Source organism: Variovorax sp. Soil_C_33 (assembly GCF_057656935.1).
In genome coordinates this window covers 42,118-64,901 of sequence record NZ_JBDGJK010000026.1, presented here as the reverse complement: position 1 = coordinate 64,901, position 22,784 = coordinate 42,118, and the positions used below count along the sequence as shown (strand labels likewise).

Below are 22,784 nucleotides of genomic sequence, written 5' to 3'. Positions count from 1 at the left end.
GTCAAGTCTTGCGGCCCATCAGACCTTCGGGACGCCAGATCAGCACGATGGCCATCAGCACATACACGCCGATGCCGCTCAGCTCGGCGAAGAACACTTTGCCGAAGGTGTCGACGAAGCCCACCAGCAGCGAGGCCACCAGCGCGCCGGTGATCGAGCCGATGCCGCCGATCACCACCACCACGAAGCAGATGATCAGCACGCTCGCGCCCATGTTCGGATAGACCGACGACATGGGCGCTGCGATCATGCCCGCCAGCGCGGCCAGCGCCACACCGGCCGCGAACACGATGCGGTAGAGCCGGCGGATGTCGATGCCCAGGCCGCGCACCATGTCGCGGTTGCTGGCGCCGGCACGGATCATCATGCCCAGGCGCGTGCGGTTCACCACGTAGTAGAGGCCGATCGCGAGCACGATGCAGGCGGCCGAGGCGAAGAGGCGATACCACGGATAGCTCATCAGGCTGCCCAGCGCGAAGCTGCCGTCCAGCCAGGGCGGCACCGGCACGCCGTGCACGTCGTTGCCGACGAGCAGCGAGCGCAGCTCCTCGAAGACGAGGATCAGCCCGTAGGTCATCAGCACCTGCTGCAGGTGGTCGCGCTGGTAGAGGTAGCTGAAGAAGGCCCACTCCAGCACGTAGCCGAAGAGCGCGGTCAGCACCACGCCCGCCAGCAGCATCACGATGAACTGGTTACCGAAGAGCGGCGAGAGCGCGAACGCCATGTAGGCGCCGATCATGTAGAAGCTGCCGTGGGCCAGGTTGATCACGCCCATGATCCCGAAGATCAGCGTCAGTCCGGAGGCCACTAGGAATAGCAAAAGCCCGTACTGAACCGAGTTCAGGCACTGGACTAGAAAAGTACCGAGGTCCACGTTGGTCTCAGCTTTCTGGAAGAGAGCGTGCGCGAGCGCCGCGATGTTCGGGAGACACCGCGGAACCGGCTTTGCCGGGCCGCTGGTGTCGCCCCCTTGAGGGGGGAGTCGAGCTACACGAAGTGAGCGGAGGGACGGGGTGGGTCACATACGGCAGCCGCGCGCGGGGTCGGCCAGGCCCTTGACGGCCACGTTGACCATCTTGTTCTCCTTGCCTTCCACCTTGCGCAGGTAGATGTCCTGCACCGGGTTGTGCGACTTGCCCATGGTGAAGGCGCCGCGCGGACTGTCGATCTTGGCCTTCTCGATGGCAGCGGCGAACTCGGCCTTCTTCGTGATGTCGCCCTTGGTGGCCGTCAGGCCGATCGCGAGCATCTGCGCCGCGTCGTAGCCCTGCACCGCGTACACGTCGGGCTGCAGCTTGAAGGCCTTGGCGTAGGCCGTGCGGAAGGCGTTGTCGCGCGGCGTGTTGAGGCCGTCGGCGTAGTGCAGCGTGGTTAGCATCCCCTGGGCCGCTTCGCCCTGCGCGTCCAGCGTGCCGTCGGTCAGGAAGCCGGGGCCGTAGAGCGGGATGTTCTTGTTGAGGCCGGCCGCCGCGTAGTCCTTGACGAACTTGACCGCGCCGCCGCCCGCGAAGAAGGAATACACCGCATCGGGCTTGGCCGCCGCGATCTCGGTCAGGAGCGCCTGGAACTCGACGTTCGGGAAGGGCACGGTGAGCTGCTTCACCACCTTGCCGCCGCCCTTCTCGAAGCCTTCCTTGAAGCCGGCCACCGATTCGTCGCCGGCCGCGTACTTCCAGGTAAGGGTCATCGCGGTCTTCTTGCCCTGCTTGGCCGCGACCTCGCCCATCGCGTAGGCCGGCTGCCAGTTCGAGAACGAGCTGCGGAAGATGTTCTGCGCGCACATCGGGCCGGTCACCGCATCGGCGCCGGCGTTGGGCACGATCAGCACGGTGCCGCTTTCCTTGGCGGCCTTGGCCATCGCCATCGCGACGCCGGAGTGCACGGTGCCGACGATCACGTCGACGTTGTCGCGCTTGATCAGCTTGTTGACGTTGTCGGTGGCCTTGGCCGGGTCGGATTCGTCATCGACCTTGATGTATTCGATCTCGCGGCCGCCCAGCTTGCCGCCCTTTTCCTCGACGTGCAGCTTGAAGCCGTTCTCGATGGCCACGCCGAGCGCCGCGAAGGTGCCGCTGAAGGGCAGCATCAGGCCGACCTTGAGCTTGCCTTGCTGGGCGTGGCCCAGCGTGGCGATGCAGGCCAGCGCGAGGGCTGTCAGGGTGGTGCGGGCGATGCGGGTGCTCATGGTGATCTCCTGGCGTTGGTATTGAAATGAAAGGGGAACGGCTTGAAGACGGGGCGGCTGGTCGGGGCGCGTGTCTTCACGACGCGCCTGCGCGAGCGCAGATACTTTAAGGGTAAATCATTTATCTCTCAAACACGAGTTTTCCCTGACCGGGGATTCCGTTCGTCGACGAATGAAACGGTCGCCACTATCGCTTTTTCGGGCTGGTCGCGATGCGGGGAATGCCCGCAGTCGGGCAGCTCCAGCAACTCGGTGCCCGGCACGCGCCCGGCGATGCCGCGGATCTGCGCGAGTGTGCCGTACTCGTCGTCGATGCCCTGGATAGCAAGAACCGGGCAACGGATGGCATCGAGCTCGGCCTCGATGTTCCATTGCTTGAAGGGCGGGTGCAGCCAGATGCGGTTCCAGCCCCAGAAGGCGGAATCCACGTCGTCGTGGTAGCGGCCCAGCTTCTTCGGCAGGTCGGTCTCGAGATAGGCCAGCCGTGCCTGCTCGATGTTGGCGACCGTCACGTCCTCCACGAAGATGTGCGGCGCCAGCACCACCAGGCCGGCCACGCGATCGGGGAAGCGTGCTGCGTACAACAGCGAGATCGAGGCGCCGTCGCTGTGGCCAAAGAGCCAGGGTTTCTCCTCGAGACCGATGGCCTCGAAGAAGGCGGGCAGCACCTCATGCGCCTGGCGGTGCATGAAGTCCACATCCCAGGTCTCCTCGGGCCCGCGCGGCGTGGAGCGGCCGTAGCCGGGGCGCGAGAACACCAGGCCGCGAAAGCCGCCGGCTTCGCACAGGCGCTGCGGAAAGTCCTTCCACATCGCGATCGAGCCCAGGCCCTCGTGCAGGAACACAAGCAGGGGTGCGTCGCTGCGTTCCGGTGCAATGCGCACGTACTCGAGGCGCAGGGGGCGCCCCCGCCATTCGATGGCGGCGAATTCGGGCGTGGGAGTCATGACCGCTCCCGCTCGCGCAACCTGAAGCGCTGGATCTTTCCTGTCGCCGTCTTGGGCAGTTCGTCGACGAACTCGATGAAGCGCGGGTACTTGTAGGGCGCGAGGCGCTCCTTGACGAAGGCCTTGAGCTCCTCGTCCGTCACCGACTGGCCGGACTTGAGCACGACGTAGGCCTTGGTCTTGGTCAGCCCGTCGGCGTCTTCCTTGCCGATCACCGCGGCCTCGAGCACCGCCGGGTGCTGCATCAGCGTGGCCTCGACCTCGAAGGGCGAGACGTAGATGCCGCTGACCTTGAGCATGTCGTCGCTGCGGCCGGCGTAGGTGTAGTAGCCCTCTGCGTCGCACGAGTACTTGTCGCCGCTCTTGGTCCAGCCCTCGCGGAAGGTGTCGGCGCTCTTCTCGGGGTTGCCCCAGTACATCACCGCCGTGCTCGGCCCCTTGATATAGAGGTCGCCGACTTCGCCCACGGGCACCGGCTTGCCGTCCTCGCCGCGCAGCTCAATCGCATAGCCGTCCACCGGCCGGCCGGTGGTGCCGTAGCGGATGTCGCCGGGCCGGTTGGAGATGAAGATGTGCAGCATCTCGGTGGAGCCGATGCCGTCGATGATTTCGCAGCCGAAGTGCTGCTTGAAGCGCTGCGCGAGCTCGCCCGGCAAGGCTTCCCCGGCCGAGGAGCACATGCGCAGCGACACGGCTTCGCGCGCAGGCAGATTGGGCGATGCCAGCATGCCGGCGAAGCCGGTCGGCGCGCCGAAGAACACCGTCGGCTTGTGCGCGCCGGTCCAGCGCTTGAAGACCGCATCGGGGGTCGGCCGCTCGGCCATCAGGAGCACCGTCGCGCCCACCGAGAGCGGGAAGGTCAGCGCGTTGCCCAGGCCGTAGGCGAAGTAGAGCTTGGCGGCCGAGAAGCAGACATCGCTTTCCGTCAGCCCCAGCACCGGCTTGCCGTAGAGCTCGGCCGTCCACCACGGGTTGCCGTGCGTGTGCACCGTGCCCTTGGGCTTTCCGGTGGAGCCGGAAGAGTAGAGCCAGAAGGCGTGGTCCTGCGGCGCGGTGGCGGCCGGTGCGGCCAGCGGCTCATGCGCAGCGATCACGGCTTCGAAATCCTGCGCGCCGTCCGGCAGGGCGCCGGTGGGCTGGGAGACGATCAGCGTCTGGAGCGCGTTCGACCCCTTGACCCGCGCGTCCTGCAGCACCGGCAGCAGCGCGCCCGACACCAGCGCCGCCTTGGCGCCGCTGTGCTCGAGCATGTAGGCGTAGTCCTCGGTCGTGAGCAGCGTGTTGACCGCCACCGGCACGATGCCGGCATAGAGGCAGCCCAGAAAGCTCACCGGCCAGTCGCTGCTGTCGAGCATCAGCAGCAGCACGCGCTCTTCGCGCTTCACGCCCGAGGCGAGCAGCGTCGCGGCGAGCCTGCGTGCGCGCTCTTCGAGCTGGCCGTAGGCGAGGGTGCCGCGGTCGTCGACATAGGCGATCTTCTGCGCGCGGCCGCGGTTGAGGGCGAACAGGTGTTCGGCGAAATTGAAGGATGCTGGCAGGCTCATCGTGTCTCCTCGGGTCCCGTTTTTTCTTCGGCGCATCTCAGCTCGACGCCAGGCCGAGCTGCGCCAGAACGGCCGGACTCGCCTGCACCGCGCTCCTGCGGTGATAGAAGTCCAGCGCCCGCAGGCCGCCCAGCTCGGCGCCGCCGCCCGCACGGCCGGGGCCGCCGTGCAGCGACTGGGGCATCACGTTGCCATGGCCCGTGTGGGCCTGCGCCGCATCGGGCGTGATCACGTGCACGCGGCCATGGCTCGCGGCCAGTTGCACGGCCGCCTGGCCCAGCGCCGCCTCGTCGGCGCCGTAGAGCGAGGTCACGAGCGAGCCCTGGCCGCGGTGCGCGAGCGCGATCGCATGCTCGACGTCGCGGTAGGGCAGCAGGGTGGCGACCGGGCCGAAGACCTCGACGTCGTGCACGCGCTGCGCGGCATCGGCATCGCGCGCGCCCAGCAGTACCGGCCCGATGCAGGCGGCGATGGCCGGATCGGCATCGACCAGCGCGGCCTGGCTGCCGTCGTGCAGCACGCTCGCCTGCGCCTTGAGTTCTTCCAGCCCTTCGCGCACGGCATTCAGTTGCGCACGGCTGACCAGCGAGCCCATGCGCACGCTCTCGTTGCGCGGGTTGCCGACCGTGATGCTCGCCAGCTTGGCGCCGATGGCCTCGGCCGCCGCGTCGTAGACCGCAGCCGGCACCAGGATGCGACGGATCGCGGTGCACTTCTGGCCCGCCTTGACCGTCATCTCGCGCACCACCTCGCGCACCAGCAGGTTGAAGGCGTCGGAGCCCGGCGCCGCATCGGGCAAGAGCAGGGCGGAGTTCAGGCTGTCGGCCTCGATGTTCACGCGCACCGAGCGCTGGGCCACCGCGGGATGCGACCGGATCACCGCGCCGGTGTCGGCCGAGCCGGTGAAGGAGACCACGTCGAGGCCCTGCAGCTGGTCCATCAGCCCGTTCGAGCTGCCGCAGATCACCGACAGCGCGCCGGCCGGCAGCACGCCGGCCTCGACCACGTCGCGCACCATGCGCTGCGTGAGCCAGGCGGTGGAGGTGGCGGGCTTCACGATCACCGGCACGCCCGAGAGCAGGGCGGGCGCGGCCTTCTCCCACAGGCCCCACGAGGGGAAGTTGAAGGCGTTGATGAAGAGCGCCACGCCGCGCGTCGGCACCTGCAGGTGCTGCGCCAGGAACACCGGCTCCTTGCCGAGCCTGGCTGCATCGCCGTCGCGCAGCGCGCGCACATCGCCCAGCGCATCGCCCCACTTGGCGTACTGGCCGAGCGTGAAGATCGCACCGTCGATGTCGACGGCCGAGTCGTTCTTCACCGTGCCCGAATTGGCGGTCGCGATCTCGTAATAGGCGTCGCGGTTCGCCTGCAGCACCTTGACGACCGCGCCCAGCAGCGCGGCGCGCTCTTTATATGTGAGCGCGCGCAGGGCGGCGCCGCCGGTGTCGCGTGCGAAGCCGAAGGCCTCGGCCAGATCGAGCCCGGTGGCGTCCACGCGGGCCAGTTCGGTGCCCAGCACCGGATCGACAAGCGCCGTGCCGGCGCCGCTGCCGGCCTGCCAGCGGCCGGCGACGTAGTTGGAGAGGAGTTCGGTCATACGGCCTTCGTGAATTGGATTCGCCCTTCGGGCAGGAGATAAAGGACCAGCGCACGCCCTTGGGCGACCGTGGGATGGTGTGCCGTACCGGGCGCATAGACGCACCAGCCCGCCGGCCGGCCGTCGAAGGTCGCGTCGCCCTCCAGCGGCATGATCAAATCGATCTCGCCGTTCGGGTGCGTGTGGTGCGGACCCGCGATGTCCTTCATGTCGACCACGTCGACCGAGAAGCGGTGCAGCGCGTCCTCGGCCTTGAAGACCCGGCCGTACTTGATGCCGCCGCCTTCGCGATCGCACAGCCAGCCTTCGGCCACGCCGTCGATGCAGGCCTGCTTGAGGCGCTCGAAGGCGGGGCTGCCGGCGCCGTGGACGGTGTTGAGCCAGCGGTCGAGCTCGTCATCGAGCGGCCGGCCGGCGAGCTGCGCTGTCACGTCGGCAACGATCTGGTGGAAGGCTTCCTTGGACATCGTGGTGGGCTCTTGCGTGGGTGGAACTTGCGGCAATTCGCTGCGTGCAGTATCTTGCCTGTGCACGAACCATAAGCATCGACACAAAAGGTGTCAAGCAATATAGTGCATATATGGTGTTTACCCGGATAGGGGTGAACCGAGGAGATGAAGGAGCGACATGAATGAGCGAGCCGACGCGGTGCTGACCGCACCCGCGGACCCGGCCCTGCCGGCCGAGGAAGCGAAGAACCCCCTGCTGGTGGCGCTGGGCGAGCGCGTGCGCAACCTGCGCGCGCGCCGCGGCCTCACGCGCAAGGCCGTGGCGCAGGCGGCCGAGGTCTCGGAGCGCCACCTGGCCAATCTCGAATACGGCATCGGCAATGCGTCGATCCTGGTGCTGCAGCAGGTGGCGACCGCGCTGCAATGCTCGCTGGCCGAGCTGGTGGGCGACGTCACGACCAGCTCGCCCGAGTGGCTCTTGATCCGCGAGCTGCTGGAGCGCCGCGACGAGGCCGACCTGCGGCGCGCCCGCATCGCGCTCGGCGAGCTGCTCGGCACCGCCGCCGGCGACCCGGCGCGCAACCGCCGCATCGCGCTGGTGGGCCTGCGCGGCGCCGGCAAGTCCACGCTGGGCCAGATGCTGGCGGACGATCTCGAGGTGCCCTTCATCGAGCTGAGCCGCGAGATCGAGAAGCTCGCCGGCTGCAGCGTGCGCGAGATCCACGACCTCTATGGGACCAACGCCTACCGCCGCTACGAGCGCCGCGCGCTCGAGGAGACGGTGCAGATCTACAGCGAGGTGGTGATTGCCACCCCGGGCGGCATCGTCTCCGACCCCGCCACCTTCAACCAGCTGCTGGCGCACTGCACCACCGTCTGGCTGCAGGCCGCGCCCGAGGAGCACATGGGCCGCGTCGCCGCCCAGGGCGACACCCGCCCGATGGCCGCCAGCAAGGAGGCGATGGACGACCTGCGCCGCATCCTCGCCGGCCGCGCCGCCTTCTATTCCAAGGCCGACCTCAGCGTCGACACCAGCGGACGGGACCTGGCGCAGAGCTTCCACGCACTGCGCTCGGCGGTGCGGGAGGCGATGAGCCGCGCCGGCTGAACGCGCCGAAAAGAAGAACGTAAAAAAGTCCGTCGCAGGGTTGACGCGTCCGGAAACATGCAGCATGATGCATGCTCTGTCGCCAGACAAATGCATTATTCTTCCTAGACCCGACGGCACCCAGGAGACCTCGACATGACCGACACCGCTGCCCATCCCGCCCGCGTCGACTACCGCACCGACCCGACGCAATACCGCCACTGGAAGCTCAGCGTGGAGGGCCCGGTCGCCCGCCTGTCGCTGGATATCGCCGAAGACGGCGGCATCCGTCCCGGCTACAAGCTCAAGCTCAACAGCTACGACCTCGGCGTGGACATCGAGCTCAACGACGCCCTGAACCGCGTGCGCTTCGAGCATCCGCAAGTCCGCTCGGTGGTCGTCACCAGCGGCAAGGACCGCATCTTCTGTTCCGGCGCCAACATCTTCATGCTCGGCGTCTCCAGCCACGCCTGGAAGGTGAACTTCTGCAAGTTCACCAACGAGACGCGCAACGGCATCGAGGATTCGTCCAAGCACTCGGGGCTCAAGTTCATCGCGGCCGTGAACGGCGCCTGCGCCGGCGGCGGCTACGAGCTGGCGCTGGCCTGCGACGAGATCCTGCTGGTGGACGACCGCTCCTCCTCCGTCTCGCTGCCCGAGGTGCCGCTGCTCGGCGTGCTGCCCGGCACCGGCGGCCTGACCCGCGTCACCGACAAGCGCCATGTGCGCCACGACCTGGCCGACATCTTCTGCACCAGCGTCGAAGGCGTGCGCGGCCAGCGCGCGGTCGAGTGGCGCCTGGTCGATGCGATCGCCAAGCCGGCGCAGTTCGGCGCCGCGGTGCAGGAGCGCGCCGCCAAGCTGGCCGAGGGCAGCGACCGCCCGGCCGACGGCAAGGGCGTTGCGCTCACGCGCCTGGAACGCGAAGACGGCGCCGACAGCCTGCGCTACGAACACGTCACGGTCGAGATCGACCGCGCACGCCGCACCGCCACTTTCACCGTCAAGGCGCCGAAGGGCGCGCAGCCGGCCGACATCGCCGCGATCGAGGCGGCCGGCGCCGTCTGGTGGCCGCTCGCGATGGCGCGCCAGCTCGACGACGCCATCCTCAACCTGCGCACCAACGAGCTCGACATCGGCACCTGGCTGCTCAAGACCGAGGGCGATGCGCAAGCCGTGCTCGCCAGCGACAAGACGATGCTGGCGAACAAGGACCACTGGCTGGTGCGCGAAACCATCGGCGCGCTGCGCCGCACGCTGGCGCGGCTCGACGTCTCCTCGCGCAGCCTGTTCGCGCTGATCGAGAGCGGTTCCTGCTTCGCCGGCACGCTGGCCGAGATCGCCTTCGCGGCCGACCGTGCCTACATGCTCGCGCTGCCTGACGATGCCGAGCGCGCGCCGAAGCTCACGCTGAACGAGTTCAACTTCGGCTTCTTCCCGATGGTCAACGACCAGAGCCGCCTTGCGCGCCGCTTCTACGAAGAGGCCGCGCCGATGGAAGCCGCGCGCGGCGCGATCGGCAAGTCGCTCGACGCCGACGAAGCGCTGAAGCTCGGCCTGGTCACCGCTGCGCCCGACGACATCGACTGGGAAGACGAGATCCGCATCGCCATCGAGGAGCGCGCCGCCATGTCGCCCGACGCGCTCACCGGCCTCGAGGCCAACCTGCGCTTCGCGAGCAAGGAAAACATGAACACCCGCATCTTCGGCCGGCTCACCGCCTGGCAAAACTGGATCTTCAACCGCCCGAACGCCGTTGGAGAGAAGGGTGCCTTGAAGGTCTACGGCACCGGCGAGAAGGCCGGCTTCGACCTCAACCGCGTCTGAACAACCCAGCCACAACCCAAGGAACAGCGATGAGCACGATCAACTACAGCGAGAAGATCCCCAACAACGTCAACCTCGGCGAAGACCGCACGCTGCAGCGCGCGCTCGAAGGCTGGCAGCCGAACTTCATCAACTGGTGGGACGACGTCGGCCCCGACGGCTCGACCAACTACGAGGTCTACCTGCGCACCGCGGTGAGCGTCGATCCGCAGGGCTGGGCCCAGTTCGGCCACGTGAAGATGCGCGACTACCGCTGGGGCATCTTCCTGAACCCGGGCGATGCCAACCGCGAGATCCACTTCGGCGACCACAAGGGCGAAAAGGCCTGGCAGGACGTCCCCGGCGAACATCGCGCCAACCTGCGCCGCATCATCGTCACGCAGGGCGACACCGAGCCGGCCTCGGTCGAGCAGCAGCGCCACCTCGGGCTGACTGCGCCCAGCATGTACGACCTGCGCAACCTGTTCCAGATCAACGTGGAAGAAGGCCGCCACCTGTGGGCCATGGTCTACCTGCTGCACAAGCACTTCGGCCGCGACGGCCGCGAAGAGGCCGAGGCGCTCTTGCAGCGCACCTCGGGCGACGAGAACAACCCGCGCATCCTCGGCGCCTTCAACGAGAAGACGCCGGACTGGCTGGCCTTCTTCATGTTCACCTACTTCACCGACCGCGACGGCAAGTTCCAGCTGTCGGCGCTGGCCGAGAGCGCCTTCGATCCGCTGGCGCGCACCACCAAGTTCATGCTGACCGAGGAGGCGCACCACATGTTCGTGGGCGAGAGCGGCGTCTCGCGCGTGCTGCAGCGCACCGCGCAGGTGATGAACGAGCTGAAGACTGACGACCCGCAGAAGGTGCGTGCGGCCGGTGCCATCGACCTCGGCACGATCCAGCGCTACCTCAACTTCCACTACAGCGTGACCATCGACCTGTTCGGCGCCGACCAGTCGAGCAATGCCGCCACCTTCTACAGCTCGGGCTTGAAGGGCCGTTACGAAGAGGGCAAGCGGGCCGACGACCACGTGCTCAAGGGCCAGACCTACAAGGTGCTCGAAGTGGTGAACGGCCAGCTCGTCGAGAAGGACGTACCGATGCTCAACGCCTTGAACGAAGTGCTGCGCGACGACTTCATCAAGGACTCGGTGGCCGGCGTCGGTCGCTGGAACAAGGTGCTCGAGAAGGCCGGCATCCCGACCCGTCTCACCGTGCCGCACAAGGCCTTCAATCGCCAGATCGGCGCCCTGGCCGGCATCAAGATGTCGCCCGAGGGCCGCGTGGTGAACGAGGCCGAATGGGCCGCCAAGAAGGACGAGTGGTTGCCCACTGCCGAAGACTTCGCATTCGTGGCATCGTTGATGGGCCGCGTGGTCGACCCGGGCAAGTTCGCCGGCTGGATCGCGCCACCGGTGATGGGCATCAACCGCCAGCCGGTGGATTTCGAGTACGTGAGGTTCGGCTGATTAACTCCCTCTCCCCTCGGGGAGAGGGCAGGGGTGAGGGCAGCGGCGGACCCACGACACGCACCCCTCACCCAACCCTCTCCCAAGGGGAGAGGGCAAGGAGAGAAAACATGGAAACGGCCACCATCGACATCGGCGTCATCCGGCAGCACCTGATCGACCCCGAGATCTGCATCCGCTGCAACACCTGCGAGGCCACCTGCCCGGTCAACGCGATCACGCACGACGACCGCAACTACGTGGTGCGCGCCGACGTCTGCAACGGCTGCATGGCCTGCATCTCGCCGTGCCCGACGGGCTCGATCGACAACTGGCGCACCATGCCGGTGGCGCGCGCCTATTCGATCGAGGAGCAGCTCACCTGGGATGAGCTGCCGGCCGAGCTCACGCCGGAGCAGTTGGAGGCCGAGGGCGTCGCCCCGGCCGGCGAGGTGGTGATGCAGGCCCAGGCCGTGCCTGCGCCGCAGCCGCCGGCCGCCCCCGGCGAAGTGCCCTTCAACTCCGCCCAGTACGGCGCCACCGTGCCGCCCTGGTCGGCCGCGCACGCCTACACCAACCTGTTCCCGCCGAAGAGCCCGACCACCGCGACGGTGGTCGGCAACTTCAACTGCACCGAAGCCGGCTACGAGAACCAGACGCATCACATCGTGCTCGACTTCGGCGCCATGCCCTTCCCGGTGCTGGAGGGCCAGTCGATCGCCATCATCCCGCCGGGCACCGATGCCAACGGCAAGCCGCATTTCGCGCGCCAGTACTCCATCGCCAGCCCGCGCAACGGCGAGCGGCCCGGCTACAACAACGTCTCGCTGACGGTGAAGCGCGTGCTGCAGGACCACCAGGGCAACCCGGTGCGCGGCGTCGCCAGCAACTACGTGTGCGACCTCAAGGTGGGCGACAAGGTGCAGGTGATCGGCCCCTTCGGCAGCTCCTTCCTGATGCCGAATCATCCGAAGTCGCACATCGTGATGATCTGCACCGGCACCGGCAGCGCGCCGATGCGCGCCATGACCGAATGGCGCCGGCGCCTGCGCAAGAGCGGCAAGTTCGAAGGCGGCAAGCTGATGCTCTTCTTCGGCGCGCGCACGCAGCAGGAGCTGCCGTATTTCGGGCCGCTGCAGACCCTGCCCAAGGACTTCATCGACATCAACTTCGCCTTCTCGCGCACGCCGGGGCAGCCCAAGCGCTACGTGCAGGACGCGATGCGCGAACGCGCCGCCGACCTGGCCGCGCTGCTCAAGGACGGCCAGAGCCACTTCTACGTCTGCGGCCTGAAGAGCATGGAAGAGGGCGTGGTGCTCGCGCTGCGCGACGTGGCGGTCGAAGCCGGGCTCGACTGGGACACGGTAGGGTCGGCATTGAAGCGCGAAGGCCGCCTGCATCTCGAAACTTATTGAGCTCGGGACATGAAGTTCGCCGAGTTCCACGCGGGCCAGGTCATCGAGGCCGGGCCCTACCTCGTCACCGACGCCGAGCTGCTGCAGTTCGCGAAGGCCTACGACCCGCAGTGGTTCCACACCGACCCGGAGGCGGCGGCCGAAGGCCCCTTCGGCGGATTGATCGCGAGCGGCTGGCACACCGGCGGCATCGCGATGCGGCTGGTCACCGAGGCCGCGCTGGCCGGCTCCGAGTCCTTCGCCTCGCCGGGCCTGGCCTACGTGAAGTGGCCGAGCCCGGTACGCCCCGGCGATTCGCTGCGGCTCGTGGCCGATGTGATCGACGTGCGCCGCTCGGAGAAGCGCCCCACGCTGGGCATCCTGCGCTGGCGCTGGCGCCTGTTCAACCAGCGCGAGCTGCTCGTGCTGGACCTGGAGGCGACCAGCCTGTTCAAACTCCAGGCTTAGCCGCGCGCGCCTTCCCCATCAGCACCAGCGCGATGCCGCCGAGGATCGCCACGGACGCCAGGGCCAGCCTCGGCGTGATCGCCTCCGACAGGAACAACGCCCCGCCGAAGGCCGCGATCAGCGGCACCGACAGCTGCACCGTGGCCGCCCGCATGGCCGAGAGCCCCGGCAGCGCCGCATACCAGATGACGTAGCCGATGCCGGAGGTGATGGCGCCCGAGGCCACCGCCAGCGCGATCCCGGCCGCGTTCGCATGCGCTCGGGACGCCAGCGCCAGGCTCAGCAGCAGGGCGAGCGGCGCCGCCCGCACGAAATTGCGCGCGGTGGCCGCCAGCGGGTCGGCCACGCCGCGGCCGCGCAGCGAATACACGCCCCATGCGACGCCCGCGACGGCCATCAGTGCGGCCCCGAGCGGCGGCGGCGCCGTCACGCCCGGCGACATCAGGTACACCAGGCCCGCGACCGCCAGCACGAAGCCGGACCAGGCGACCGGCCCGAACATCTCGCCCGAACGCAGCCCGACGCCCAGCATCGTCAGCTGCACCGCGCCGAACAGGATCAGCGCCCCCGTGCCGGCCGACAGGCTGAGGTAGGCGAAGGAGAAGAAGGCGACGTAGGCGAACAGCATGGCCGCCGCGAGCCAGTCGGTGCGCTCGGCCGGCGGCGGGCGCGACCGGAGTTTCACGATGAGCGCGAGCGTGATCGCGCCCGACACCAGCCGGATGCTGCCGAAGCTGGCCGCGTCGATGGCCTCTTGCTGCAGCGCCAGCCGGCACAGCAGCGAGTTGGCCGCGAAGGCCAGCATGGCGGCCACGGTGAGCGCGAGGGTCCGCAGGCCGGGCGGGCCCTCGCGCGCTTCAGGCATGGGCCACCACCAGGACCCCGGCCCACGCCAGCAGCGCGATGCCGAGCGGCGCGCTGAGGCGATGGCCCCAGCGGACGTTCTTTTCGACCGCCATCACCGCGGCCAGCAGCAGCATCCAGCCGAGGCTGCCGGTGCCGAGCGCGAACATCAGCAGCATCAGCGCCCAGCAGCAGCCGACGCAGAACAAGCCGTGGTGCACGCCGAGCGCGAACGCGTGCCGCGCCTGCGCCTGCCCGCGCCAGTGCTCGATGACGAAGCTCAAGGGCGTGCGGCATTTCTCCAGGCAGCGGTGCTTGAGCTTGCTGAACTGGAAGGCCCCGGCCAGCGCGATGGTCGCGGCGCCGATCGTCCAGCCATGCCAGGCCAGCGTGGGCGAGTTGGCCAGCAGCGCCAGGAGGGCGCCGTGCAGCGCATGCGCCGCCAGGCCGAACGCGCCCCACACCGCCATGTAGCCCAGGGCGAGCAGCGCCAGCAGGCGCCCATGGTCCGGGCGCTCGGCCGTCAGGCGGTCGAAGGCGTTGATGAGCGGCAGCGTGGTCGGCAGCATCATGGCCGCCGTCATGAGGATCCACGCGACGGCATAGAGCATCGCGGGCACGAGCACATCGCCCGCTGGCACGACGCGGCACAGGAAGGCCGCCGGCCCCGAGGCGGTCCAGTCGCCGTGCTCGAGATAGCGTCCGTAGGGGCTGCGCGCCCAGGCCCACAGCACCAGCCACGCGAGCGCGACCAGCGCGGCCAGCACCGGCACGAACACGCGGCGGTGACGGGTGGCGCCGGCCGGCGCAGCACCCCATATAGCGCTCATGCGTCGAACACGAAGACGCTCTGCAGGGCGTTGTGGTTCTTGATGTCGAGATCGATGCCGATGGCTGCGTTCTTCGAGCGGTAGGTCGGCGCCTTGCCGACGAATACCGGCGCGCCCGGCACCGTCGAGAACACGGTGTCGGAGAGCGTGGTCTGGCCGCCGGTCGCGCCGAGGTAGGGCTCGAGTTCGGCGTAGTAGTCCTTGCCGATCTCGAGCTCGCCCCGGCCCTCGACCACGGTGAAGCGGATCGGCGCCCGCTCCACCGACACCACCGTGCCGATCAGCTTGGCGAGATCAGCCACCGGCCCGCCGGCCTGGCCGGTGTAGACCTTGAGCAGTGCCTCTTCCTGCTCCTTGGAGGCGTTCTCGTCGACGAAGATCGCCGCGGTCCAGTTGCCTTCCAGGATGTTTCCGGGCACGTGCGCCACGGCCGCGATGGTGTTGCCGCCCACGTCGACGCCGTCCACCGTTCCCTTGTCGATGCGCCACGCGACGATGGTGTCGCAGGTGCCGTTGTCGGGGTCCTCGCCGATCCAGCAGGGACACAGCACATTGCAGTTGCAAACCTCGAGCAGGCGACCTTCCAGGTGATAGCTCATACGCACCTCCGTTGAAGCGACGGGACATGGGCTTGTCGCCGCGCGCCGGCGGCAAGGGCAAACGATGCTACGCCGCGCACCGAGTCAAGTCCATTGGAGTTTCTGTGCCTTTCGAGGCCATTGTTCACGCGCGAAATCGCCGGGCTGCGCTTAGGATCGTTTCATGAAACTGGATATACATGAGAACGATTTCCGGCGGTGAACCGGAGGACCCCGAGGGCTGGAAAACGCGCATCGCCGCCATCACGGCAGACGCCGCCGCGAGTGCGGACGCCGGCCTCATCGAGCGTTCCATCGGCAGCCTGCTGCGCGTGGTGCGCGAGCAGCTCAAGCTCGAAGTGCTGTTCGTCGGCGAGTTCGTCAACGGAAACCGCGTGTTCCGCCACATCGCTTCGAAGCCGGGGCAAGACATCATTCAACCGGGGCAGTTCCATCCGCTGGACGAGACCATCTGCCAGCGGATCATCGACGGCCGGATGGCTTGCCTCGTGCCCGACGTCACGCGCGTGCGGATCGCGAACAGCCTGCCCGCCTACTACGACGGCATGGGCGCGCACATCGGCGTGCCGGTCCGGTTCACGGACGGCAGCCTGTACGGCATGCTGTGCGGCTTCAGCTTCGAGCCGGGCGCTCATCTCGAGGAGCGCGACGTGAAGCGCCTGGAAATGGCGGCCGATGCGATTGCCCAGCTCCTGGCGCAGGCCGAGGGGCGCGAGGTCAGGTTGCCGCACACGCGCTGAGCGCGGCGAGGCGCGGACGTTCGGGCAGGCATGCCCGACGCGCGGACAGGACGTAGCCCGTGCATCGGCACGACAGTCGATGCCCATGCAACAGTCGCAAATCCCCTATTTCCGCGAGACCGGCGCCGGCCCAGGCGTCGTCTGCATCCACGCCAACGCGGGCGCTTCGTCGCAATGGCGTGCGCTGATGGAGCGCCTGTCCCCCAGCCATCGCATCTTCGCGCCCGACTCCTTCGGCGCCGGCCGCAGTCCCGCCTGGCCGGCGGACCGTGTCGTCACGCTGAGTGACGAGGTCGCGCTCCTGGAGCCCGTCTTCGCCGAGGCCGGCGATCCCTTCTTCCTGGTCGGGCACTCCTACGGCGCCGCGGTGGCCCTGGTGGCCGCGCTCGCCCGCCCCGAGCGGATTCGCGCCATCGCCTTGTACGAGCCGACCCTGTTCGCGCTGCTCGAAGAGGAGGCGCCAGGCCAGGAGGCGGCGAACGGCATCCGCTTGGCTGTGGCCGATGCCGCCGCGGCCATCGATGCCGGCGACCCCGCTGCCGCCGCGCAGCGCTTCATCGACTACTGGATGGGCCCGGGAAGCTGGGCCGGCATGCCCGAGGCGCGCCAGCCGCCCATCGCCGCATCCATGGTCAACGTCGCCGGCTGGGCCAGGGCGCTCTTCTGCGAGCCGACGCCCCTGCGTGCGTTTCGCGCGCTCGATCTGCCGGTGCTGTACATGGTGGGCGGGCAGTCGCCCGCTTCATCGCGCGGGGTGGCGAGGCTGCTGACGGGTGCGCTCGCCAACGTCACCGTCATGGAATTCGCCGGGCTCGGGCACATGGGGCCGGTCACGCATCCGGAGCTGGTCAACGACGCGGTGGCGGGTTTTCTCGCGTGCCACTGAGGATCAGGTTCGCTACGCCTTCAGCTATTTCCGCACGCGCAGCCGCAACCGGAGCCCCACGGGCGACATCGTGAGCGCGAGCCGCTCTTGCACGTCCGTGCCGTCGGTGGTGGACACGTCCGCGATGTCGAATGCGCCCAGCAACATCGCGGCCACCATCTTCATCTCCGACAGCGCGAGATAGCGGCCCGGGCATGTGCGCGGCCCGGCGCCGAAAGGCATGGCGACCCGCTTGGCCGAGCCCGCGGCGCGGCCCGTGCCCTCCGCAGCGAGCCAGCGTTCCGGCCGGAACGCCTGCGGGTCGGGGAAATGCGCGGCGTCCACGGCCGCCGGGCGCATCAGGCACATCACCGGCGTGCCGGCCGGTAGCGCCAAGCCGCCCACCACGGTATCGCGCACGACCTGCTGGATGATGATGGGCGCGACCGGCTTCAGCCGCATCGTCTCGTGCACGCAGGCTTCCACGAATTCGAGCTGGCCCAGCTGTTCGTGGGTGGGATGCGATCCCTCGCCGATCACGCTGCGCACTTCCGCGGCGGCGCGTTGCGCGACCTCGGGATGGCAATGGAGCGCCCAGATCATCCACGCCAGTGTGTTGGCCGTCGTGTCCTCGCCCGCCAGCAGCATGGTCAGCACGTTGCCGGAAACGTCCTCGTCGGTCAGTGCGGAACCGGGCCGGTCGCGCTCCGCGACCATGGCCTCGATCAGGTTGCCCGGGTGCTCGCGCAGTTGCGGCTGATCGGCGAGCCGCTGCCGCGCACCGGCAATGAATCCGTCCACTGCGCTGCGCAGCGCCCGCAGGTGTTCGCCCAGCGCGGGGTCAGCGCGCCTGCGCACCCAGAGCCAATGCGGCAGCGGCGACAGCACGCGCTTGAACAACGCAGGCAGCAACTTGTCCAGGTGCGTCTGGATGACCTCGTCGTCCGACTCCACCGTGTTGATGTCCGTGCCGAAGGCCAGGCCGGCGGTCACGTCGACGGTGTAGCGCATCAGGTCCGACTGCAGATCGATCGGACTTCCGGCCTCCGCGGTCCGGCGCCAGCGGCGTTCGAAGCGCTGCGTGACCTTCACCAGCGTGGGATGGAAGGCCTTGATGTGGGTCGGGTCGAGGCCGCGCAGCACCATTGGGCGCTGCCGCTTCCAGTCTTCGCCGTTGGACGAGAACAGGCCGCTGAAGCCCAGTTCGCGCGCCGCGGCATTGAGCCGGTCGGTGCGCTGGAAGCCGTCGGGGCGATCGCGCAGCATCGTGGCGACCATCTCCGGGTTCGACACCACGACGAACTCGCGCGAGCCGATGCGGAACCTGAACACTTCGCCGTACTCGCGTGCCCATTGCTCGGCCGTCCGGTGCAGGCGTTCGCGCTGGATCTGCAGCGCATTGCCCAAGAGCGGCAGGCCCCGCGGCCCGGGCAGGTCGCGAATGCGCCGCACGGGTGAATCCACACGCAGTCCATCGGTGATCGCCATGTCGGCTCCTTCGCGCGCCGGTGCGCCCCAGGCCGGGCATCTTGCATCAAGCGGGCCGGCCGGCGCAATCCGATCACTGGGTTTCTTGGGGGGTCTGCCATGATCGACAGACCCGCCGCTTCTTGTCTGTTGCCATGAACATTCCACCCAGCATCGCCGCGTTCTGGCAGGACTTCTGCACCGAGGTGGGAGAAGATCGCTCCGCCCGGTTCTTCGAGGCCTTCCACTTCCACGACAACGAAGCCGGCGCCAACGAACTGGCGCAGCTCGTGCTCGCCGGTGTCAAGCGTGCCACTGCCTGTCTTGCCTGGACGTACGGGAACGCGGGCGTCTCGCCGCCAAAGCCGGGCAGCCTCAGCGTCGTCACCTGCTGGGACGGCAAGCCCATGTGCGTCATCGAGACGCTGGAAATCGAGGTACTGCCGTTCGAGCAGGTCACACCCGAGTTCGCCGCCAGCGAGGGCGAAGGCGACAGGTCGTTGGACTATTGGCGCCGCGTTCACTGGGCCTACTTTGGCCGCGAGTGCGCGCGCATCGGTCGCGAGCCGAGCCAGGTCATGCCTGTGGTCTGCGAGCGCTTCAGCGTCATCTACAAGGCTGGTTCATGAAGCTGCGGCTTAGGCCGCAAATGGCTTGTGTGCGATGCGGCGCCCAAGCAGCAGCGCCGAAGCGAGCATCAGCATGCAGCCGCTGGCAGCTTCAGCCCATATGGTCGCGTTGGTCGCAAGCGTGTGCTCGGAGCAGAGCGCCAGGGTGTAGTGGGCGAGGCCGCCGAGCCCGAGGGCACCATATGCGCCGACAAGAAGCACGCCAAGCGCATGAAGACCCAGCCGGGCGACGAGCAGGCCAGCGACGCCGAGGCTGTTGACCGCCAGCCACGCGAGATACACCTGCTCCCGGGTGAGCCAGCTCGGCATGTTGGGATAGAAGGCGATGAACTCGGCGTTGTGAGCAAAGTGCGCCAGGCTGGCGACAAAGTACACCGCGATGAGCACCCACAGGTGCGCGGGCAGGAGCGATCTCTTGAGCATGTCGCGCATTGTCTCGGCGATCCTCGCGCTCAGGGCCATTTCTTGTCGCCAATGGGCGAAGACCTGGCTAAGATGCGCAGCCCATTCAAACCAACACACCGGAGGTGCCCCATGGAAAGTCACATCACTGAATCCATTGCACTCATCCGGTTTGTTGCGTCTCGCGCAGCCTGCTGAACCGCGCCGCCAGCCGCCGGGTTCCTCCCGCTTCAAACCGTCCAAGTTCCAGATCGCCGCCGCAGGCATGCGCCTGCAGCGGCTGCGTTCGTCTGCGAGAAACAAGGCAATCCATGCTCGATATGACAAAGGGCTCGACCGCCATCGAGACCCGCCCCTTCGATCCCCATACCGCATCGGCCCATGACTGGGCAAAGCTCCACACTTACCGGCGTGCGCGCCAGGAGGAAGACCACCCCGGCGAGCCGGTGATGTCCAACGCCGAGTTCGAACACGATCTGCGCCTGCGTCGCCCGCTGCACGAATCGCAACGCATCATGGCGTTGCGCGACGGCGAGTTCGTGGGCAATCTGATCCTGGGATTTCGCCGCCCCGGTTCGCCCGGCGGCGAAGACTATGCCCCCTTCGTCGACGTCTGGGGCGGCGTGCTGAGTCCTCATCGCCGACAAGGTGCCGGCAAGGCATTGCTGGGCGAGCTGCTCTCGTTCATGCAGGGCAGCGGCAAAACGATGGCCACCATGAAAGTGCATACCCCCGACGGCCACGCCTTCATGGCCGCGATCGGCGCCCGCTGCAACTACCGCAGCGCGGAGAACCGCCTTTCCTTCGATGCCCTCGACTGGAACGAGCTTGCGCGCTGGCAGGCACAAGCCCTTGTGCCCGGCAGCGATCTGGCATGGGAGGTCCATGCGGGCCGCGTGCCGATGGAGCGGCTCGCCACGCTGATGGAGCCGTTCTCGGCGCTGATCAACGAACAGCCGCTGGATTCGCTGGACATCCCGCGCATGCGTTACGAACTGCAGGGCTATGCCACCTGGTACGAGGACATGGACCGCCGCGGCGGCGAGCACTTCCTCGTGCTCCTGCGCCGCGGCGACCAAGTGGCCGCGATGTGCGACGCGAGCTGGGATGCGCGCTTTCCCGAGCGGGTTTATCAGCAACTCACCGCCGTGGCGCGGCCCTGGCGCGGCAAGGGCCTGGCCAAGGGCGTCAAGGCCGCCATGCTCAACCTGGTCCGCGAGCGCCACGCGCAAGTGCGAACGATGATCACGCACAACGCCAAGGCCAACGCACCCATGCTGTCGATCAATCAGCGCCTGGGCTTTGCGGTGCACCGGCAGGACGGGACCTATCAGATCGGCAGGGACGACTTGCAGACATTCCTCGCGCCCGATCCGATGCACAGGCACTGAACTGAGGAGAAAAATTGAAGGCCTGGATGCTGGCTGCGCCATCGTTGCCGATCCGCGCGCGCTCGCCGAGACTCGGGCGCTCGATGATCCAAGGAGGGAGTGCGAATGACATCCAGCCAACCCGGCGCGCCGGCACACGAGCATGACCACAGACTCGCTTACGACCTGGAGATGATCCTGCGGCAAACCGGGGAGCGGCGCCGCGTGCTCGCGTGGCTGTCCGGCTTCGGCGGTGCGGCCGTGCTTGCAGGCTGCAGAGGCGGCGGCAGCGACAGCTCGGGCAGCCCGAGCGCACTGTCCTCGACCGGCACGACCAGCGCCGCGACGAGAGCTCCTCGACCGCTGCGACCACGACGACGACCACCACTTCTTCGCCCGGCTGCATCGCCGATCCGGCGGAGACCGCAGGGCCCTATCCGAGCGACGGCACCAACTCGGCGAACGGCAGCGTCTCGAACGTGCTGACGGCCAGCGGCATCGTGCGCAGCGACATCCGCTCGAGCTTCGGCAGCTCCAGCACCATGGCGCCCGGCCTGCCCATGGCGCTCACCATCAGCCTGGTGAACACCAACGCCTCCTGCGCCGCGCTGGCCGGCTATGCCATCTACCTGTGGCACTGCGACGCGACCGGCAAGTACTCGATCTACGACCTGCCGGCCGAGAACTATCTGCGCGGCATGCAGGTGACCGACAGCAACGGGCAGGCGACCTTCCAGACCATCTTCCCCGGCTGCTATGCGGGCCGCTACCCGCACATCCACTTCGAGGTGTTCCAGAGCCTGGCCACCGCCACGGCCGGAAGCAACGCGGTGCTGACCTCGCAGATGTGCCTGCCGCGCGACATCGCTACCTCGGTGTACGGCACCAACAGCAGCCTCTACAGCGGCAGCTCGGCCAACCTCGCGCAGGTCACGATCGCGAGCGACAACGTGTTCGGCGACAACACCGCGGCGCAGATCGCCGCGCAGACGCCTTCGCTGAGCGGCATCGCGACGGCCGGCTACACCGGCACCATCACCGTGGGTGTCGCGAGCTAAGGGGTCGACAGCCGATCAGGGCAGCAGGTGCCGCGTGAAGAAGGCGGTGGTCTTGCGGTCCACCTCCGCCGTCGTCGCAGGGCGATCGAAGCCCGGCGGGTCGTTGAGCATCTCGCCGGCGAGCCCGGTGAGCTCCGGGGGAGGCGGCGACAGCAGTGCGCCATGGCCGCCGGTGGACAGATCGGTGATATGCGCGCAGCGCGGCAGGCAGGCCTGCAGCACCCGGTCGCTGTGGAAGCGCGGAACCAGCCAGCGGTCCTGTTGGGCGGTGATCAGCCCGAGCGGCACGCGCGGCGCGGCCAGCGAGGCCATGTCGAAGTCGGCGGAAGCGGGCACGCCGGCCACCACCGCGGCCACGCGCGCATCGGAATGCACACGCGGCGCGGCGTCGTCGAAGCGATGGCGGATCACGGTCAGGGCCGCCCATTTCTTCAGCCCGTCCAGGGGGCCGCCGGTCAGCCGCGTGATCAGGCCGACGCAGGTCTGGAAGTCCTCCACCAGGTGCGCTTCGCAATGCTGCTTGAAGCCCGCGGGTGACCAGCGCCCGCCTGCCATGCTCAAGGCCGTGTGGCCGCCGGCCGACATGCCGTAGACGCCGACCTTGTCCAGCTTCAGCAGCGGCGCGAAGCGTGCGTCGCGCCCGAGCGCGTCGATGGCGCGCGACACCTCGGCCGGCCGCCGCGTCCAGCTGTCGGGGCCGGGGTCGCTGCCGTCCCTGTAGTTATCGGCCCGGTGCTCGGGCATGGCGACGACGAAGCCGGCCTCCACCAGGCTGCGCGCCAGGTCCGCGTGCACCCAGGGCGAGCCGCCCGAGCCGTGCGAGATCAGCACCAGCCGGCCATTGCCGCGCACCGGCGTGCCCTGCGGCGCCAGCGTCAGCGTGAAGCGCCCGCGCTGCACCGGCCGGGCCTCGTCGCTCGACGGGTAGTACAGCGTGACGGGGCCGTCGTCCGCTGTCGCAGGGATTTCGCTCAGGCCGACGGCGGCCTGTGCCACGCCGGACAGCAGCGCCAGCACCAGGGCCGGCAAACAGAATGAACGCATCGA

The 22,784-nt window shown here is 68.3% G+C and carries 22 protein-coding genes; 10 read left to right on the top strand and 12 right to left on the bottom strand.

Features of this window, described 5'->3' with window-relative positions:
* Position 1 precedes the first annotated feature (1 nt).
* From AC3A6B_RS28230 to AC3A6B_RS28205, 6 genes are all read right to left on the bottom strand, one after another.
* On the bottom strand, positions 2–874 hold the full coding sequence (locus AC3A6B_RS28230; protein WP_487839949.1) for a branched-chain amino acid ABC transporter permease: 873 nt from the start codon (positions 872–874) through the stop codon (positions 2–4).
* A 144-nt stretch (positions 875–1,018) separates the two neighbouring features.
* Complete coding sequence (locus AC3A6B_RS28225; RefSeq protein WP_487839948.1) at positions 1,019–2,185, bottom strand: ABC transporter substrate-binding protein; 1,167 nt, start codon at positions 2,183–2,185, stop codon at positions 1,019–1,021.
* A gap of 128 nt (positions 2,186–2,313) precedes the next feature.
* Positions 2,314–3,132: an alpha/beta fold hydrolase gene (locus AC3A6B_RS28220; RefSeq protein ID WP_487839947.1), complete on the bottom strand. Its 819-nt coding sequence runs from the start codon at positions 3,130–3,132 to the stop codon at positions 2,314–2,316.
* A complete protein-coding gene (locus tag AC3A6B_RS28215) occupies positions 3,129–4,676 on the bottom strand; it encodes a benzoate-CoA ligase family protein (protein ID WP_487839946.1) in 1,548 nt (515 codons plus the stop codon). Before AC3A6B_RS28215 ends, AC3A6B_RS28220 begins: the two co-directional genes overlap by 4 nt.
* A gap of 37 nt (positions 4,677–4,713) precedes the next feature.
* The gene (locus tag AC3A6B_RS28210) at positions 4,714–6,273 is read right to left on the bottom strand and encodes a 3,4-dehydroadipyl-CoA semialdehyde dehydrogenase (RefSeq protein ID WP_487839945.1); all 1,560 of its coding nucleotides are present in this window, start codon (positions 6,271–6,273) and stop codon (positions 4,714–4,716) included.
* A complete protein-coding gene (locus tag AC3A6B_RS28205) occupies positions 6,270–6,740 on the bottom strand; it encodes a DUF4863 family protein (RefSeq protein ID WP_487839944.1) in 471 nt (156 codons plus the stop codon). The genes AC3A6B_RS28210 and AC3A6B_RS28205 overlap by 4 nt, the downstream gene beginning before the upstream one ends.
* 160 nt (positions 6,741–6,900) lie before the next feature.
* On the opposite strand from AC3A6B_RS28205, the gene AC3A6B_RS28200 reads away from it, so the two are divergent.
* The 5 genes from AC3A6B_RS28200 (at position 6,901) to AC3A6B_RS28180 (ending at position 12,934) form a co-directional block, all read left to right on the top strand.
* Positions 6,901–7,830: a helix-turn-helix transcriptional regulator gene (locus AC3A6B_RS28200; protein WP_487839943.1), complete on the top strand. Its 930-nt coding sequence runs from the start codon at positions 6,901–6,903 to the stop codon at positions 7,828–7,830.
* 135 nt (positions 7,831–7,965) lie between these two features.
* Positions 7,966–9,636 (top strand): 2,3-epoxybenzoyl-CoA dihydrolase, encoded by a 1,671-nt coding sequence (gene boxC, locus AC3A6B_RS28195; RefSeq protein WP_487839942.1) that lies wholly within the window; start codon positions 7,966–7,968, stop codon positions 9,634–9,636.
* 29 nt (positions 9,637–9,665) lie between these two features.
* Positions 9,666–11,093 (top strand): benzoyl-CoA 2,3-epoxidase subunit BoxB, encoded by a 1,428-nt coding sequence (gene boxB / locus AC3A6B_RS28190; RefSeq protein WP_487839941.1) that lies wholly within the window; start codon positions 9,666–9,668, stop codon positions 11,091–11,093.
* A 110-nt stretch (positions 11,094–11,203) separates the two neighbouring features.
* The gene (gene boxA / locus AC3A6B_RS28185) at positions 11,204–12,487 is read left to right on the top strand and encodes a benzoyl-CoA 2,3-epoxidase subunit BoxA (RefSeq protein WP_487839940.1); all 1,284 of its coding nucleotides are present in this window, start codon (positions 11,204–11,206) and stop codon (positions 12,485–12,487) included.
* Between the two features lie 9 nt (positions 12,488–12,496).
* Positions 12,497–12,934, top strand: a complete 438-nt coding sequence (locus AC3A6B_RS28180; protein ID WP_487839939.1) for a MaoC family dehydratase — start codon at positions 12,497–12,499, stop codon at positions 12,932–12,934.
* Here the strand turns inward: AC3A6B_RS28180 and AC3A6B_RS28175 are convergent.
* From AC3A6B_RS28175 to AC3A6B_RS28165, 3 genes are read right to left on the bottom strand one after another with little or no spacing between them, the layout of a single operon-like run.
* Positions 12,918–13,799, bottom strand: a complete 882-nt coding sequence (locus AC3A6B_RS28175; protein WP_487839938.1) for a DMT family transporter — start codon at positions 13,797–13,799, stop codon at positions 12,918–12,920. The genes AC3A6B_RS28180 and AC3A6B_RS28175 overlap by 17 nt on opposite strands.
* Entirely contained in the window at positions 13,792–14,607 is an 816-nt protein-coding gene (locus AC3A6B_RS28170; protein ID WP_487839937.1) for a DUF2182 domain-containing protein, read from the bottom strand. The genes AC3A6B_RS28175 and AC3A6B_RS28170 overlap by 8 nt, the downstream gene beginning before the upstream one ends.
* A complete protein-coding gene (locus AC3A6B_RS28165) occupies positions 14,604–15,206 on the bottom strand; it encodes a DUF1326 domain-containing protein (protein WP_487839936.1) in 603 nt (200 codons plus the stop codon). The genes AC3A6B_RS28170 and AC3A6B_RS28165 overlap by 4 nt, the downstream gene beginning before the upstream one ends.
* Positions 15,207–15,385: 179 nt before the next feature.
* On the opposite strand from AC3A6B_RS28165, the gene AC3A6B_RS28160 reads away from it, so the two are divergent.
* Both AC3A6B_RS28160 and AC3A6B_RS28155 read left to right on the top strand, forming a co-directional pair.
* Positions 15,386–15,946: a GAF domain-containing protein gene (locus tag AC3A6B_RS28160; RefSeq protein ID WP_487839935.1), complete on the top strand. Its 561-nt coding sequence runs from the start codon at positions 15,386–15,388 to the stop codon at positions 15,944–15,946.
* 85 nt (positions 15,947–16,031) lie between these two features.
* A complete protein-coding gene (locus AC3A6B_RS28155; protein ID WP_487839934.1) occupies positions 16,032–16,832 on the top strand; it encodes an alpha/beta fold hydrolase in 801 nt (266 codons plus the stop codon).
* Positions 16,833–16,856: 24 nt separating this feature from the next.
* Here the strand turns inward: AC3A6B_RS28155 and AC3A6B_RS28150 are convergent, their stop codons facing one another.
* Positions 16,857–18,299, bottom strand: coding sequence for a cytochrome P450 (locus tag AC3A6B_RS28150; protein ID WP_487839933.1), 1,443 nt, complete (start codon positions 18,297–18,299; stop codon positions 16,857–16,859).
* A 134-nt stretch (positions 18,300–18,433) separates the two neighbouring features.
* On the opposite strand from AC3A6B_RS28150, the gene AC3A6B_RS28145 reads away from it, so the two are divergent.
* Complete coding sequence (locus AC3A6B_RS28145; RefSeq protein ID WP_487839932.1) at positions 18,434–18,907, top strand: ASCH domain-containing protein; 474 nt, start codon at positions 18,434–18,436, stop codon at positions 18,905–18,907.
* A 9-nt stretch (positions 18,908–18,916) separates the two neighbouring features.
* Here AC3A6B_RS28145 and AC3A6B_RS28140 read toward each other — a convergent pair whose 3' ends face one another.
* Entirely contained in the window at positions 18,917–19,612 is a 696-nt protein-coding gene (locus tag AC3A6B_RS28140; RefSeq protein WP_487839931.1) for a hypothetical protein, read from the bottom strand.
* 8 nt (positions 19,613–19,620) lie between these two features.
* Here AC3A6B_RS28140 and AC3A6B_RS28135 point away from each other — a divergent pair, with 8 nt between their 5' ends.
* Positions 19,621–20,700: a GNAT family N-acetyltransferase gene (locus tag AC3A6B_RS28135; RefSeq protein WP_487839930.1), complete on the top strand. Its 1,080-nt coding sequence runs from the start codon at positions 19,621–19,623 to the stop codon at positions 20,698–20,700.
* Between the two features lie 212 nt (positions 20,701–20,912).
* Positions 20,913–21,737 (top strand): dioxygenase family protein, encoded by an 825-nt coding sequence (locus AC3A6B_RS28130; protein WP_487839929.1) that lies wholly within the window; start codon positions 20,913–20,915, stop codon positions 21,735–21,737.
* Positions 21,738–21,752: 15 nt separating this feature from the next.
* Here the strand turns inward: AC3A6B_RS28130 and AC3A6B_RS28125 are convergent, their stop codons facing one another.
* Positions 21,753–22,781: an alpha/beta hydrolase family protein gene (locus AC3A6B_RS28125; RefSeq protein ID WP_487839928.1), complete on the bottom strand. Its 1,029-nt coding sequence runs from the start codon at positions 22,779–22,781 to the stop codon at positions 21,753–21,755.
* Positions 22,782–22,784 lie beyond the last annotated feature (3 nt).